At 68.2% G+C, this 14,092-nt stretch carries 15 protein-coding genes; 14 read left to right on the forward strand and 1 reads right to left on the reverse strand.

From position 1 onward, the window contains the following. Positions 1-149: 149 nt before the first annotated feature. From upp to DIE13_RS13140, 14 genes are all read left to right on the forward strand, one after another. Positions 150-800 (forward strand): uracil phosphoribosyltransferase, encoded by a 651-nt coding sequence (upp, locus tag DIE13_RS13075; protein WP_006481871.1) that lies wholly within the window; start codon positions 150-152, stop codon positions 798-800. A gap of 219 nt (positions 801-1,019) precedes the next feature. Continuing rightward, positions 1,020-1,748: a YebC/PmpR family DNA-binding transcriptional regulator gene (locus tag DIE13_RS13080; RefSeq protein WP_044844700.1), complete on the forward strand. Its 729-nt coding sequence runs from the start codon at positions 1,020-1,022 to the stop codon at positions 1,746-1,748. A gap of 105 nt (positions 1,749-1,853) precedes the next feature. Beyond that, positions 1,854-3,134, forward strand: coding sequence for a phosphoribosylamine--glycine ligase (gene purD / locus DIE13_RS13085; protein WP_124827602.1), 1,281 nt, complete (start codon positions 1,854-1,856; stop codon positions 3,132-3,134). Positions 3,135-3,263: 129 nt separating this feature from the next. Then, positions 3,264-4,184, forward strand: a complete 921-nt coding sequence (hemF, locus tag DIE13_RS13090) for an oxygen-dependent coproporphyrinogen oxidase (RefSeq protein WP_124827603.1) — start codon at positions 3,264-3,266, stop codon at positions 4,182-4,184. Beyond that, complete coding sequence (locus tag DIE13_RS13095; protein WP_390679664.1) at positions 4,181-4,939, forward strand: nicotinate-nucleotide adenylyltransferase; 759 nt, start codon at positions 4,181-4,183, stop codon at positions 4,937-4,939. The genes hemF and DIE13_RS13095 overlap by 4 nt, the downstream gene beginning before the upstream one ends. Positions 4,940-4,943: 4 nt before the next feature. Further along, positions 4,944-5,390, forward strand: a complete 447-nt coding sequence (rsfS, locus tag DIE13_RS13100; RefSeq protein ID WP_124827605.1) for a ribosome silencing factor — start codon at positions 4,944-4,946, stop codon at positions 5,388-5,390. A 17-nt stretch (positions 5,391-5,407) separates the two neighbouring features. Then, positions 5,408-5,878 (forward strand): 23S rRNA (pseudouridine(1915)-N(3))-methyltransferase RlmH, encoded by a 471-nt coding sequence (gene rlmH, locus DIE13_RS13105; protein WP_044844705.1) that lies wholly within the window; start codon positions 5,408-5,410, stop codon positions 5,876-5,878. Positions 5,879-5,929: 51 nt separating this feature from the next. Next, complete coding sequence (locus DIE13_RS13110; RefSeq protein ID WP_124827606.1) at positions 5,930-6,562, forward strand: nucleoside triphosphate pyrophosphatase; 633 nt, start codon at positions 5,930-5,932, stop codon at positions 6,560-6,562. An 8-nt stretch (positions 6,563-6,570) separates the two neighbouring features. Further along, positions 6,571-8,040 carry a ribonuclease G gene (gene rng / locus DIE13_RS13115; protein WP_124827607.1) on the forward strand — a complete coding sequence of 490 codons (1,470 nt, stop codon included), beginning with the start codon at positions 6,571-6,573 and terminating at the stop codon, positions 8,038-8,040. A gap of 533 nt (positions 8,041-8,573) precedes the next feature. Then, complete coding sequence (locus tag DIE13_RS13120; protein WP_124827608.1) at positions 8,574-8,909, forward strand: YggL family protein; 336 nt, start codon at positions 8,574-8,576, stop codon at positions 8,907-8,909. 467 nt (positions 8,910-9,376) lie between these two features. Continuing rightward, on the forward strand, positions 9,377-10,516 hold the full coding sequence (locus DIE13_RS13125; protein ID WP_124827609.1) for a collagen-like triple helix repeat-containing protein: 1,140 nt from the start codon (positions 9,377-9,379) through the stop codon (positions 10,514-10,516). A gap of 284 nt (positions 10,517-10,800) precedes the next feature. Beyond that, the gene (locus tag DIE13_RS13130) at positions 10,801-11,763 is read left to right on the forward strand and encodes a PRC-barrel domain-containing protein (protein WP_124827610.1); all 963 of its coding nucleotides are present in this window, start codon (positions 10,801-10,803) and stop codon (positions 11,761-11,763) included. Further along, the gene (locus tag DIE13_RS13135) at positions 11,760-13,028 is read left to right on the forward strand and encodes an MFS transporter (RefSeq protein WP_124827611.1); all 1,269 of its coding nucleotides are present in this window, start codon (positions 11,760-11,762) and stop codon (positions 13,026-13,028) included. Before DIE13_RS13130 ends, DIE13_RS13135 begins: the two co-directional genes overlap by 4 nt. 38 nt (positions 13,029-13,066) lie before the next feature. Continuing rightward, entirely contained in the window at positions 13,067-13,633 is a 567-nt protein-coding gene (locus DIE13_RS13140; RefSeq protein WP_124827612.1) for an aromatic acid exporter family protein, read from the forward strand. Positions 13,634-13,685: 52 nt separating this feature from the next. Here DIE13_RS13140 and DIE13_RS13145 read toward each other — a convergent pair whose 3' ends face one another. Further along, positions 13,686-14,066, reverse strand: coding sequence for an RcnB family protein (locus DIE13_RS13145; protein WP_124827613.1), 381 nt, complete (start codon positions 14,064-14,066; stop codon positions 13,686-13,688). Positions 14,067-14,092 lie beyond the last annotated feature (26 nt).

The raw sequence follows: 14,092 nt of genomic DNA on the forward strand, positions 1-14,092 counted from the left end.
ACGGGCATGCGCGGCGCGCGGATTGTCGTGAGACGTCGATAATATCCGGATCGCGCGGCGCGCCTTGGTAAAATTGCGGCCATAAGCGGCAGGCGGCCCCGCGCCCGTCGCCGCTCCCCGATCCCCTTTTGCCGCCAAGGCACCCCGTCATGAAACAGGACAGCCGTTTCCCGAATCTCTTCATCACCGATCACCCGCTGATCCAGCACAAGCTCACGCACATGCGCGACAAGGACACGTCGACGCGCACGTTCCGCGAGTTGCTGCGCGAGATCACGCTGCTGATGGGCTACGAGATCACCCGCAACCTGCCGATCACGACCAAACGGGTCGAAACCCCGCTAGTGGCGGTCGACGCGCCGGTGATCGCGGGCAAGAAGCTCGCGATCGTGCCCGTGCTGCGCGCCGGCATCGGGATGTCGGACGGCCTGCTCGACCTGGTGCCGTCCGCACGCGTCGGCCACATCGGCGTATACCGCGCCGACGACCACCGCCCGGTCGAATACCTGGTGCGCCTGCCCGATCTCGAGGATCGCATCTTCATCCTGTGCGATCCGATGGTCGCGACCGGCTATTCGGCCGTGCACGCGGTCGACGTGCTCAAGCGCCGCAACGTGCCGGCCGCGAACATCATGTTCGTCGCGCTGGTCGCCGCGCCCGAAGGCGTGCAGGTGTTCCAGGACGCGCACCCGGACGTGAAGCTGTTCGTCGCGTCGCTCGACTCGCACCTGAACGAGCACGCGTACATCGTGCCGGGCCTGGGCGACGCGGGCGACCGCCTGTTCGGCACCAAGAACTGACGCACCGGCACGGCCGGGCCGTACGGGCCCGGCAAGCCGCGACGGCCGCCCGGCCGTTCGGCCATGCGCGGCGGCCCCGAAGCGACGGTCGCCGCGTGATAAAATCCTGTTCCACTCGACACGCGCGGCCCCGCGGCATCACGCCCGCCAACCCGGCCGCCGATTCAACGACACATTGGCACAATCGCCCGCGCAGCGCGCCCGGGCACGGAGAAAGGTATGGCTGGTCATTCGAAATGGGCCAACATCAAGCACAAGAAGGCAGCGGCTGACGCGAAGCGCGGCAAGATCTGGACCCGTCTGATCAAGGAAATCCAGGTCGCGGCCCGCCTCGGCGGCGGCGACGCGAGCTCGAACCCGCGCCTGCGCCTGGCAGTCGACAAGGCAGCCGACGCCAACATGCCGAAGGACAACGTCAAGCGCGCAATCGATCGCGGCGTCGGCGGCGCGGACGGCGCGAACTACGAAGAAATCCGTTACGAAGGCTACGGCATCAGCGGCGCGGCGATCATCGTCGACACGCTGACCGACAACCGCACGCGCACGGTCGCCGAAGTCCGTCACGCGTTCTCGAAGTTCGGCGGCAACATGGGCACCGACGGTTCGGTCGCGTTCATGTTCGATCACGTCGGCCAGTTCCTGTTCGCGCCCGGCACGTCGGAAGACGCGCTGATGGAAGCCGCGCTCGAAGCCGGCGCGGACGACGTCAGCACGAACGACGACGGCTCGATCGAAGTGCTGTGCGACTGGCAGGCCTTCTCGGCAGTGAAGGACGCGCTCGAAGCCGCGGGCTTCAAGGCCGAACTCGCCGAAGTGACGATGAAGCCGCAGAACGAAGTCGAATTCACCGGCGACGATGCGGCGAAGATGCAGAAGCTCCTGGACGCGCTCGAGAACCTCGACGACGTGCAGGAGGTGTATACGAACGCCGTCATCGTCGAGGAATGACATGCGGGCCGCCGTGCGCAGCGTTGCGACGGCGGCCCGACCGAATTCGCGGCCGGCGCGCCTGAGCGTGCCGGCCGCCCTGTTTTCTAGTCTGCGGGGAATCCCATGAAACTACTCGTCGTCGGTTCCGGCGGCCGCGAACATGCGCTGGCGTGGAAGCTCGCGCAGTCGCCGCGCGTCCAGATGGTCTACGTCGCGCCGGGCAATGGCGGCACGGCGCAGGACGAGCGTCTGAAGAACGTCGACATCACGTCGCTCGACGCGCTCGCCGATTTCGCGGAAAGCGAAGGCGTCGCATTCACGCTCGTCGGGCCGGAAGCGCCGCTCGCGGCCGGCATCGTCAACCTGTTCCGCGCGCGCGGCCTGAAGGTGTTCGGCCCGACCCGCGAAGCCGCGCAGCTTGAAAGCTCGAAGGATTTCGCGAAGGCGTTCATGAAGCGCCACGGCATTCCGACCGCCGACTACGAAACCTTCTCCGATGCGGCCGCGGCACACGCGTACATCGACGCGAAGGGCGCGCCGATCGTCGTGAAAGCCGACGGCCTCGCGGCCGGCAAGGGCGTCGTCGTCGCGATGACGCTGGAAGAGGCGCATGCCGCGGTCGACATGATGCTGTCGGGCAACAAGCTCGGCGACGCCGGCGCGCGTGTCGTGATCGAGGAATTCCTCGACGGCGAGGAAGCGAGCTTCATCGTGATGGTCGACGGCAAGCACGCGCTGGCGCTGGCTTCGAGCCAGGACCACAAGCGCCTGCTCGACGAGGACCGCGGCCCGAACACGGGCGGCATGGGCGCCTACTCGCCCGCGCCGATCGTCACGCCGCAGATGCACGCACGCGTGATGCGCGAAATCATCATGCCGACGGTACGCGGGATGGAGAAGGATGGCATCCGCTTCACCGGCTTCCTGTACGCCGGCCTGATGATCGACAAGGAAGGCAATCCGCGCACGCTGGAGTTCAACTGCCGGATGGGCGACCCCGAGACGCAACCGATCATGGCGCGCCTGAAGAGCGATTTCTCGAAGGTCGTCGAACAGGCGATCGCGGGCACGCTCGACACGGTCGAGCTCGACTGGGACCGCCGCACCGCGCTCGGCGTCGTGCTGGCCGCGCACGGCTATCCGGACGCGCCGCGCAAGGGCGACCGCATCAACGGGATCCCGGCCGAGACCGAGCAGGCGGTGACGTTCCATGCGGGCACGACGCTCGCCGACGGCGACAAGCTGGTCACCTCGGGCGGCCGTGTGCTGTGCGTGGTCGGCCTCGCCGATTCGGTGCGCGAAGCGCAGCAGCATGCGTACGACACGATCAACCAGATCAACTTCGAAGGCATGCAGTACCGCCGCGACATCGGCTTCCGCGCACTGAACCGCAAGAGCGCCTGAGGCCCCGGTCGCTGCCCTGACCGCCGCCCTGCCTGCGCAGGCGGCGGCCTGCTCTGCCGGGTTCGATAGAATGCCCGGCGGATGCCTTTTTTACGGCCCCCGCTTCGCGCGGGGGCACCCAGTCCAGACATGACCGATTCGACCTACGACGTGGCACGCGTGCGCACGTACCTCCAGGACCTGCAGACACGCATCGCCGACGCGCTCGGCGCGCTCGACGGCACGCCGCTGGCGACCGATGCATGGCAGCGCGGGCCCGAAGAGCGCCTGCGCGGCGGCGGCTGCACACGGATTCTCGAAGGCGGACGCGTGTTCGAGCGGGCGGGGATCGGCTTTTCCGACGTCGCGGGCGATGCGCTGCCGCCGTCGGCGAGCGCGGCACGCCCGCAGCTCGCGGGCCGCGGCTTCGAGGCGCTCGGCGTGTCGCTCGTGCTGCACCCGCGCAATCCGTACTGCCCGACCGTGCACATGAACGTGCGGATGCTGATCGCGACGAAGCCGGGCGAAGCGCCGATCTTCTGGTTCGGCGGAGGAATGGATCTGACACCGGTTTATCCGTTCGAGGACGACGCGCGGCATTTCCACCAGACCTGCAAGGACGCGCTCGAGCCGTTCGGCGCCGAGCTCTACCCACGTTTCAAGACGTGGTGCGACGAGTATTTCTTCCTGAAGCACCGCAACGAGACGCGCGGCATCGGCGGGATCTTCTTCGACGATTTCTCCGAGCCCGGTTTCGAACGCTCGTTTGAGATGATGCAAAGCGTCGGCGACGCGTTCCTGAACGCGTACCTGCCGATCGTCGAGCGCCGTGTCGCGCTGCCGTACGGCGAGCGCGAACGCGACTTCCAGACTTACCGGCGCGGCCGCTACGTCGAATTCAACCTGGTATTCGACCGCGGCACGCTGTTCGGCCTGCAAAGCGGCGGCCGGACCGAGTCGATCCTGATGTCGATGCCGCCGGTCGCAAACTGGCGCTACAACTGGCAGCCCGAGCCGGGCTCGCCGGAAGCGCGCCTGACCGACTTCCTCGTGCCGCGCGACTGGGTCTGAGCCCGCCGCGCACCGCCGTCTCAAGAACAGGACACGTTTTTCTGGACACCACCGCCCGCCCCGCCCCGCTGCCGCGCCCGCTGTTACGTCGTATCGGCCTGCTGGGCGGCACGTTCGACCCGATCCACGACGGCCACCTCGCACTCGCGCGCCGTTTCGCCGACGTGCTCGGCCTGACCGAACTCGCGCTGCTGCCCGCCGGGCAGCCGTACCAGAAGCGCGACGTGTCGGCTGCCGAGCATCGGCTCGCGATGACGCGCGCCGCCGCCGGCGCTCTGGCCCTGCCGGGCGTGACGGTCACCGTCGCGACCGACGAGATCGAGCACGAGGGCCCGACCTATACGGTCGAGACGCTCGCGCGCTGGCGCGAGCGCATCGGCCCCGACGCATCGCTGTCGCTGCTGATCGGCGCGGACCAGCTGGTACGCCTCGACACGTGGCGCGACTGGCGCAAGCTGTTCGACTACGCGCACATCTGCGCGTCGACGCGCCCGGGCTTCGAGCTCGACGCGGCGCCGCCCGACGTCACGCAGGAAATCGCGCGGCGGCAGGCCGGTGCCGACGTGCTGCAAGCCACGCCGAGCGGCCATCTGCTGATCGACAGGACGCTGGCGTTCGATATCGCCGCAACCGACATCCGTGCGCACCTGCGCGAATGCATCGCGCGTCATGCGCAAATGCCCGATGCGTCGGCCGAGCATGTGCCGGCCGCCGTCTGGGCCTATATTCTTCAACATCGTCTCTACCATTCCTGATTCCATGGATATCCGCAAACTGCAGCGCGTGATCGTCGACGCTCTCGAAGACATCAAGGCGCAAGACATCAAGGTGTTCAACACCAGCCACCTGACCGAACTGTTCGACCGCGTGATCGTCGCGTCGGGCACGTCGAACCGCCAGACCAAGGCGCTCGCATCGAGCGTGCGCGACAAGGTCAAGGAAGCCGGCGGCGACATCGTCAGCTCCGAGGGCGAAGACACCGGCGAATGGGTGCTGGTCGACTGCGGCGACGCGGTCGTGCACATCCTGCAGCCGGCCCTGCGCCAGTATTACAACCTCGAGGAAATCTGGGGCGACAAGCCGGTGCGGATGAAACTCGGCGGCGGCAAGGGCCCGAACGGCTTCGCGACGGCCAGCGAAGAAGAGGACGACGAGGAAGAAGCGCCCGCACGCCCGGCTCGCAAGACGGCGGCCCGCCGCCGCTGACGCGTCGCGACGTCCCGATGAAACTTTTCATCCTCGCGGTCGGCCACAAGATGCCCGGCTGGATCGCCTCCGGCTTCGACGAATACACGAAGCGGATGCCGCCCGAGCTGCGCATCGAGCTGCGCGAGATCAAGCCCGAATTGCGTTCGGGCGGCCGTAGCGCGGAAAGCGTGATGGCCGCCGAGCGGCAGAAGATCGAGGCCGCGCTGCCGAAGGGCGCGCGCATCGTCGCGCTCGACGAGCGCGGCCGCGACTGGACCACGATGCAGCTCGCACAGGCGCTGCCCGGCTGGCAGCAGGACGGCCGCGACGTCGCGTTCGTGATCGGCGGCGCCGACGGCCTCGATCCGGAACTCAAGGCGCGCGCCGACCTGCTGCTGCGCATCTCGAGCATGACGCTGCCCCACGGAATGGTGCGCGTGCTGCTCGCCGAACAGCTTTACCGGGCGTGGAGCATCACGCAGAATCATCCTTACCACCGCGCATGACGCGTCGTCCTCGTGACGCGCGCCGCGCGCGCTCAACGAGATAACGACACCATGCCGTCCAGCACGCCCTCCCGACTTTTTCCGACCCTTTACCTCGCTTCGCAAAGCCCGCGCCGCCAGGAGCTGCTGCTGCAGATCGGCGTGCGCTTCGAACTGCTGCTGCCGCGCCCCGACGAAGACGCCGAAGCGCTCGAAGCCGAACTGCCCGGCGAAGCCGCCGATGCGTACGTGCAGCGCGTGACCGTCGCGAAGGCGCAAGCCGCGCGTGCGCGTCTCGTCGCGAGCGGCAAGCCCGCCGCGCCCGTGCTGGTGGCGGACACCACCGTGACGATCGACGGCGCGATCCTCGGCAAGCCGGCCGACGCCGACGACGCGCTCGCGATGCTGACCCGGCTCGCCGGTCGCGAACACGAAGTGCTGACCGCCGTCGCCGTGATCGGCGCCGACGGCGAATTGCTGCCGCCCGCGCTGTCGCGCTCGTCGGTGCGCTTCGCCGCCGCGCCGCGCGACGCATTCGAGCGTTACGTCGAAACCCGCGAGCCGTTCGGCAAGGCGGGCGCGTACGCGATCCAGGGGCGCGCGGCCGAATTCATCGAGCGAATCGATGGTTCCCATTCGGGTATCATGGGTCTGCCCCTTTTTGAGACTGCCGCGCTGCTGCGCGCTGCGCGCGTCGCCTTCTGAATCCCACCATGAACGAAGAAATCCTGATCAACCTCACGCCGCAGGAAACGCGCGTCGCACTCGTGCAGCAAGGCGCGGTGCAGGAGCTTCACGTCGAGCGCACGCTGTCGCGCGGACGGGTCGGCAACATCTATCTCGGCAAGGTCGTGCGCGTGCTGCCCGGCATGCAGTCGGCGTTCATCGACATCGGCCTTGAGCGCGCGGCGTTCCTGCACGTCGCCGACATCTGGCATCCGCGCCTCGCGGGCGAGCCGCAGTCGGGCGCACCGCACCAGCCGATCGAGAAGACCGTGTTCGAAGGCCAGACGCTGATGGTCCAGGTGATCAAGGACCCGATCGGCACGAAGGGCGCGCGGCTGTCGACGCAAGTCAGCATCGCGGGCCGAACGCTCGTCTACCTGCCGCAGGAGCCGCACATCGGCATCTCGCAGAAGATCGAGAGCGAGGCCGAGCGCGAGGCCGTGCGTGCGCGCCTGACCGCCGTGATCCCGCCGGACGAGAAAGGCGGCTACATCGTGCGCACGATCGCCGAGGACGCGACCTCCGAAGAACTGGCCGGCGACGTCACCTACCTGCGCAAGACCTGGGCGACGATCGTGGCTCAGGCACAGCGGCTGCCGGCAACGAGCCTGCTGTACCAGGATCTCGACCTCGCGCAACGCGTGCTGCGCGACTTCGCGAACGACGACACGACGCGCATCCAGGTCGACTCGCGCGAGACGTACCAGCGTCTCGCGGAATTCGCCGGCGAGTTCACGCCCGCAGTGAGCCCGAAGCTGCACCACTACACCGGCGAGCGGCCGCTGTTCGACCTGTACAACATCGAGACGGAGATCCAGCGCGCGCTGTCGCGCCGCGTCGACCTGAAGTCGGGCGGCTACCTGATGATCGACCAGACCGAAGCGATGACCACCATCGACGTGAACACCGGCGGCTACGTCGGTGCGCGCAACTTCGACGACACGATCTTCAAGACCAACCTCGAAGCCGCGCATACGATCGCGCGGCAGTTGCGGCTGCGCAACCTCGGCGGGATCATCATCATCGACTTCATCGACATGGAGAACGCCGAGCATCGCGACGCGGTGCTGTCCGAGCTGAAGAAGGCGCTGTCGCGCGATCGTACGCGCGTGACGGTCAACGGCTTCTCGCAACTCGGGCTCGTCGAGATGACGCGCAAGCGCACGCGCGAGTCGCTCGCGCACGTGCTGTGCGAGCCGTGCCCGACGTGCCAGGGCAAGGGCCAGGTGAAGACCTCGCGCACGGTGTGCTACGACATTCTGCGCGAGATCCTGCGCGAGTCGCGTCAGTTCAACCCGCGCGAATTCCGCGTGATCGCCGCGCAGCAGGTGATCGACCTGTTCCTCGACGAGGAATCGCAGCATCTCGCGATGCTGATCGACTTCATCGGCAAGCCGGTGTCGCTGCAGGTCGAGTCGAACCTGAGTCAGGAACAGTACGACATCGTGCTGATGTAACGTTTCGTTCGACTGCAGTTGCGCGAATGCCGTCGCGTACGGCGGGAATTTCGCGCAACCGGCACGCATCGGCGAGCGGCTATTCCCGATGCGCGGCCTGGTCCCGGGCAACGGGTTCGATCGCGTCCGTAGCCCATCGGCCGATGCGCATCGCTTCCCCCGGCATGCGGAGCGTAAGCGGCACGAGTTCCGGACGACGATACTCATGCGAAAACATGCCCGGGAACGTTCGAATCCTGCACGGCGCTCGTCGTCGTTCGAATAGCCGCCGATACTGGCAAAGCCGAAGAGATTCGCCATCCCTGTATCATTCGGTCATGCGTGCAATCAGCCGCCGGGCCAGGCCACACCGCGAAAACCAGATCGACCCCATGTTTGACAATGGTTTCCAGAGCAGTCGCGCAACAGCTCGATATCGCGACGGCGCGACGCTCGCGCGTTCAGCCACACGGCCCGGACCGCGCGGCACGTCGAAATAGTGCCCGCCGCCGCCGCACTCTCCTTTCCCACCTCTCATTCACTCGTCACACACCATGAGCCAACGCCACAACCGCCGCCAGCGCAAGAAACTCCACATCGCCGAATTCCAGGAACTCGCGTTCAACGCGACCGCGCAATACCGCAACGAGCTGTCCGACCTCGAACGCGGCCAGCTGATCGACGCGTTCATCGATTTCGTCGAGGCGAACGGCCTGCTGACCGTCGCGTCCGCCGACGAAGGGATCGGCGCGTACGTGATCTCCGGCGCACCGCGCGGCACGACGACCGACGCCGACCGCGAGAACGTGCGCGCATGGCTGGCCGCACGTCCGGAGCTGACCGACGTCCAGGTCAGCGAATTCAGCGACGCGTGGTATCCGGACGCCTGAGCGCCCAGCCTCTGCGCACCTCGAGCCGTACTCGCGCCGGCCCGCCATGATGGCGGGCCGGCCGCTTCTCCCCCTGCACGCCCCCACCCTTCCGGCCCGTCCTGGGCACTCGCGCGCGCCGCGCCACCCATACGATTCGCATCGCGTCGACCGTGATTACCCCGATTTCGGCAGTGAATCGGACGCTTACTTCAATTTAACGATCGTTAAAAGAAGTCTCCGGTCGGCACGCCTACTCTGATCGCAAGGAATCCGGCGAGGACGGCATGATCCGCACGCAGGGCGAAAGAATGCAAATCGCTCGCCCTGCAGGCAATCCGGGTTCCGGTACAGGCGAAAACGCGACACGGCGACAGGTCAATCAGGGAGACAACAACGACGCGCCCGACGCGTTACTTCCACGGCAACGACACATCGGCGCACACGAAGGCCGCCTGCCCCATTTCCGGAACAGAGACGAGGACGACATGAACACGCCCATCAATCAAGCAGGACTCCGAATTATCATGATCGCGGCCGGCGTCGCTGCGCTGATGTCGCTGTCCGCCTGCGGCGGCTCCGGCACGCTGAGCCAGGGTACCGGCGGCTCCGGATCGGGATCGGGCGACACGACGGCATCGACCGGCGGCACCGGCAGCGGTTCCGGCGGCACGGCGGCCAACGGCGTCGGCCAGACGGCCGACGCGTCGAGCAACATCGTGACGGCCGCAGGCGGCGCCGTATCGGGCGTCGGCACGACGATCGCGGCCCAGTCGCTGCCCGGCACGAACGCAGCGACAACGCAAGGGCTCAGCACGGTCGTGCAGGATGCGGGCGCAGCGGTCTCGACGCTCGGCACCGGCATCGGCTCGGGCCTCGGCCAGTTGGGCGCATCGTCAAATCCGGTCGGCGCGACGGTCGCGAGCACGGGCGGCGTGGTCACGAATCTCGGCGATGCGGTCGCCGCCACGGGCGGTGCCGTCTCGAGCCTCGGCGCGAGCGGTTCGGCGCTGGCACCGCTCGCGCCCGTCACGTCGCCGGTCGGCGGCGCCGTCACCACGCTCGGCAACACGATCGCAGGCGGCGGCGCGACGCTCGGCACGCAACTGTCGAGCGGCCCGGTCGCGCAGGTCACCGGCGCGGCCAGCTCGGCGATCACGCCGATCACGTCGACGGTCGGCTCGGTCACGCAGACGGTCGCGGCAAGCACGCCGCTCGGCGCGCCGGCAACGAACCTCGTGACGACCGTCGGCAACGGCGTCGCGAATGCCGGCACGACGATCGCGAAAACGGGCAACAATCCGGTCACGACCGGCGTCGGCAATGTCGTGACGGCCACCGGCAACACGGTGGCGACCGCGGGCACGGCGCTGCTCGGCGGCGGCGCGGCCACGACGAACCCGCTCTCGCCGGTGACGGGGCTCCTGTCGACAGGCGCGCTCGGCGGTGCGACCGGCGGCAGCAACCCGATCGGCACACTGACGTCGGCGGTCGGCACCGTGACGAACGCCACCGGCAGCACGCCGGCAGGCAGTCTGACGGGCGGCAGCGGCACCAGCGCACTGTCGAAAACGGGCGGCGGCCTGCTCGCGCCAGTCACGACGACGCTCGGCGCACTGGTCAAGTAACGGAACATCGACCGCCCGCGCGCGGCGCCCGTACCGTCGTCGACGGTCGGGTGCCGCTGCCGTCGCGGCGCCCCGGTTGCCTGTCACGCTCCCGGTCGCGCCCCCTTCCACCCCGGCGCCCTCCCCGCCATCCCGCTCCCCGCACTGCTGCAAAACGCCGCAGAAATCGGTCCTGAAAGGAAGACACGTTAAACTCTCACCTCGCGTGGTGCGCCGCCCGCACCCGCCATCCATCGCCAGCCGCGTGCCTGCGTGCGCGCCCCCGACCCATGGAGTGAGTGTCAATGAGCGGCGGACCTCCGTTTCCCGCATCCCGCATGTCGTCCCCGTCTTCGACGGTCTTGCTGATTCTCGCCGCCGCCGCGCTGCTGTCCGGCTGCGGGCTGCTGTCAACGCAGAATCCGCCCGCGCCGATCAGCGAGGCGCTCGTCGAGCCCGTCGAGGAAGCCGCCGGCGAGCCGCTCACGATGCCGCCCGTGCCGCCGCCCATGCAGCCGGAAGAACCGGAAGCGCCGAAAAAGCCGCACCGCGAGGTGACGCGCCCGAAGCCGGTGCAGCGTCCCGAAACGCCGACACCGCCGCCTCCGCCGCCGGCCCCGCTCGTCGCGACACGCACGCTCGACCGCACCCAGATCCATGCGCTGCTCGACAGCGAAGTCGCGCGCCGCAACGGTAAAGTGATCGGCCGCGCGGTCGACATGGTGACCGACGCGAGCGGCAAGCCGCGCGAGATGATCGTCAACCTGCAGGGGTTCATGGGCGTCGGCGATCGCAAGGTCAGCTTCCCGTGGAATGTGTTCCGCTTCACACCGGGCGGCAAACAGGAACCGATCGTGCTCGACGTGCCGTCGGGCGACCTGCCCCCTGCCGCGCGGCCCAAGGCCGTGCCGCTGTCGGGTTCGGCCGCGGCGTCGCCCGCGACGCGACTGCCGATACTCGACAGCGACGTCGAGCGACCGAACGGCACGAAGATCGGCCGCGTTGTCGACGTCCTGATCGACCGCGCCGCGCAGCCGCAGGCCGTCGTGCTCGACCTCGGCGGACTCGTCAATACCGACCGCCGCTCGATCGCCGCGAGCTGGGGCGCGCTGCGCTTCGTCACGCGCGACAAGGCGCTGCATCCGCAGCTCGACCTGAACGACGCACAGATCAAGGCGTCGCCGCCCTACGCGGCCGACAAGCCGATCGTCGCGGTCTTCCCGCCCGTTGCCCCGGCGCCGGCTTCGTCTGCGAGTGCGACCCGATGACGATCAAGCATTCCGTCACCGTTCGCAGTCTGCGGTCCCTCGACTGGCTCAACTTCTTCGTTGCAAACGTTCAAACCGGGTTCGGTCCGTTCATCGCGTCCTACCTCGCGTCGCACAAGTGGACGCAGGGCGAGATCGGCATGGTGCTGTCGATCGGCACGATCAGCGCGATGGTCAGCCAGGTGCCCGGCGGCGCCGCCGTCGATGCGCTGAAAAACAAGAAAGGCGCGGCCGCGTGGGCGATCGCGGCGATCATCCTGTCCGCGGTGCTGCTCGCGTCGAGCCCGACGATCGTGCCGGTGATCGCAGCCGAAGTGTTCCACGGCTTCGCGAGCTGCATGCTCGTGCCGGCGATGGCCGCGATCTCGTTCTCGCTGGTCGGCCGAGCGGATCTCGGCGACCGGCTCGGCCGCAACGCGCGCTGGGCGTCGATCGGCAGCGCGGTCGCCGCGGGTCTGATGGGGCTCACCGGCGAGTATTTCTCCGCGCGCGCGGTGTTTTGGCTGACCGCCGTGCTCGCGTTGCCGGCGCTGTTCGCGCTCGCGATGATCCAGCCGACCCACGAAGTGATCCCGCAGTCGTCGAAACCCGACGATCACGACCATCGCGACGAAGGCGAGCAACGCGAAACGCTGCTCGAGCTGCTGCGCGATCGCCGGATGCTGATCTTCGCGGCGTGCGTGGTGCTGTTCCACCTGTCGAACGCGGCAATGCTCAACCTCGCGGCCGGCGAAGTGACGGCCGGGATGGGCGAGAACGTGCAGCTCGTGATCGCCGCCTGCATCATCGTGCCGCAGGCGATCGTCGCGATGCTGTCGCCCTGGGTCGGCCGCTCCGCGCAACGCTGGGGGCGCCGGCCGATCCTGCTGCTCGGCTTCTCGGCGCTGCCGGTACGCGCATTGCTCTTCGCCGGCGTGAGCAGCCCGTACCTGCTGGTGCCAGTGCAGATGCTAGACGGCATCAGCGCGGCGGTGTTCGGCGTGATGCTGCCGCTGATCGCGGCCGACGTCGCGGGCGGCAAGGGCCGCTACAACCTGTGCATCGGGCTGTTCGGGCTCGCGGCCGGGATCGGCGCAACGCTCAGCACGGCCGTGGCCGGCTATGTCGCCGATCACTTCGGCAATGCGACCAGCTTCTTCGGGCTAGCCGGCGCCGGCGCGCTCGCGGTGCTGCTGGTCTGGCTCGTGATGCCGGAAACGCGCGTCGAGAACGGCGATGCGACCACGGGCGAGCCGGCCGCAACGTCTCCCGAACAGGTGCGCTGACGCTGTCGCCCCGACAACCGATTCTCGACCGACGAACGATGGATACGATCAGGACCCTCAACGAAGCGCGCCAGCAGATCCAGCAGTCGATCTTCGATCTGTTCAAGGGGCTCTCGTTCAGCGAACGGTTCGTGCAAGGCGCGCTGATGGCGGTGCAGGCCGTCTGCGGCGCGTGCCTCGCGTATGCGATCGGCCGCGCACTGCACACCGAGCAGGCCGTGTGGGCGGCCATCACCGCGATCGCCGTCACGCAGCACAACTACTCGGACACGATGTCGCTGTCGCGCGACCAGTTCGTCGGCGCGATGATCGGCGGCTTGCTGGGCTTCGCCGGCGCGGCGCTCGGCGGCGATCGTCTGGTTGCATACGCGATTGCGGTCGCGGTCACGATCGTCAGTTGCTGGTGCCTGAACGTCGGCAGCGCGGCGCGGCTCGGCGGCGTGACCGCGACGATCGTGCTGCTGTTTCCGGGCGACGGCCCGCTGTGGGACATTCCGCTGATGCGGCTCGGCGAGGTCGCGCTCGGTACGGTGTGTGCGCTGGCCGTGTGCTGGGTGATGTCGCGAATCGAGCGACGCTGGTTCCGCCGGACGGCGGTCAAATGACGCGACGGCCGGAGCGCATGCCCGGCCGCCGGATGAACGGTCGAATGGCGCGTTACGGGCCGACCCGCAACACGATGCCAGAACCGATCTGCACGAGCAGATAGTCGCCGCCGACACCAACCCAGTGATAGCCGCGCGGCGGCGCGCTCAGGTGATAGCCGCGCCAGTCGTCGACCACGTACTGGCGATCGCGGAATTCGTCGGGAAGACGGTCGCCCTTGTGCCAGTCGCGGTGCGGCTGGTCGGCCCAGCGCGGCGGGACGTCGTCGCGATGCATCGCCTGGCCGGGCGGCATGTGCTGCGGGCCGTGGCCATGCTGCATGCCGGGGCCGCCGTGCTTGTCGTAGTTGCCGTGATCCTGCGCCATCGCGACCGGCGCTGCGAAACCCGCGGCGATCAGTGCGGCCAGCATCATCCCGTGCATCTTCTTCATTGTCCTTCCCTCCGAGTTGTCACGTC

Origin of the sequence: Burkholderia sp. Bp9016 (assembly GCF_003857765.1) — a bacterium.
Lineage (GTDB): Bacteria > Pseudomonadota > Gammaproteobacteria > Burkholderiales > Burkholderiaceae > Burkholderia.

Excerpts from the sequence above, each read along its gene's own strand:
- hemF (WP_124827603.1), top strand. The coding sequence starts at position 3,264 with ATGACCGATTCGACCTACGACGTGGCACGCGTGCGCACGTACCTCCAG.
- DIE13_RS13110 (WP_124827606.1), top strand. The coding sequence starts at position 5,930 with ATGCCGTCCAGCACGCCCTCCCGACTTTTTCCGACCCTTTACCTCGCT.
- DIE13_RS13080 (WP_044844700.1), top strand. The coding sequence starts at position 1,020 with ATGGCTGGTCATTCGAAATGGGCCAACATCAAGCACAAGAAGGCAGCG.
- DIE13_RS13130 (WP_124827610.1), top strand. The coding sequence starts at position 10,801 with ATGAGCGGCGGACCTCCGTTTCCCGCATCCCGCATGTCGTCCCCGTCT.
- rlmH (WP_044844705.1), top strand. The coding sequence starts at position 5,408 with ATGAAACTTTTCATCCTCGCGGTCGGCCACAAGATGCCCGGCTGGATC.
- DIE13_RS13145 (WP_124827613.1), bottom strand. The coding sequence starts at position 14,066 with ATGAAGAAGATGCACGGGATGATGCTGGCCGCACTGATCGCCGCGGGT.
- DIE13_RS13140 (WP_124827612.1), top strand. The coding sequence starts at position 13,067 with ATGGATACGATCAGGACCCTCAACGAAGCGCGCCAGCAGATCCAGCAG.
- DIE13_RS13125 (WP_124827609.1), top strand. The coding sequence starts at position 9,377 with ATGAACACGCCCATCAATCAAGCAGGACTCCGAATTATCATGATCGCG.
- purD (WP_124827602.1), top strand. The coding sequence starts at position 1,854 with ATGAAACTACTCGTCGTCGGTTCCGGCGGCCGCGAACATGCGCTGGCG.
- DIE13_RS13135 (WP_124827611.1), top strand. The coding sequence starts at position 11,760 with ATGACGATCAAGCATTCCGTCACCGTTCGCAGTCTGCGGTCCCTCGAC.
- rng (WP_124827607.1), top strand. The coding sequence starts at position 6,571 with ATGAACGAAGAAATCCTGATCAACCTCACGCCGCAGGAAACGCGCGTC.
- upp (WP_006481871.1), top strand. The coding sequence starts at position 150 with ATGAAACAGGACAGCCGTTTCCCGAATCTCTTCATCACCGATCACCCG.
- rsfS (WP_124827605.1), top strand. The coding sequence starts at position 4,944 with ATGGATATCCGCAAACTGCAGCGCGTGATCGTCGACGCTCTCGAAGAC.
- DIE13_RS13120 (WP_124827608.1), top strand. The coding sequence starts at position 8,574 with ATGAGCCAACGCCACAACCGCCGCCAGCGCAAGAAACTCCACATCGCC.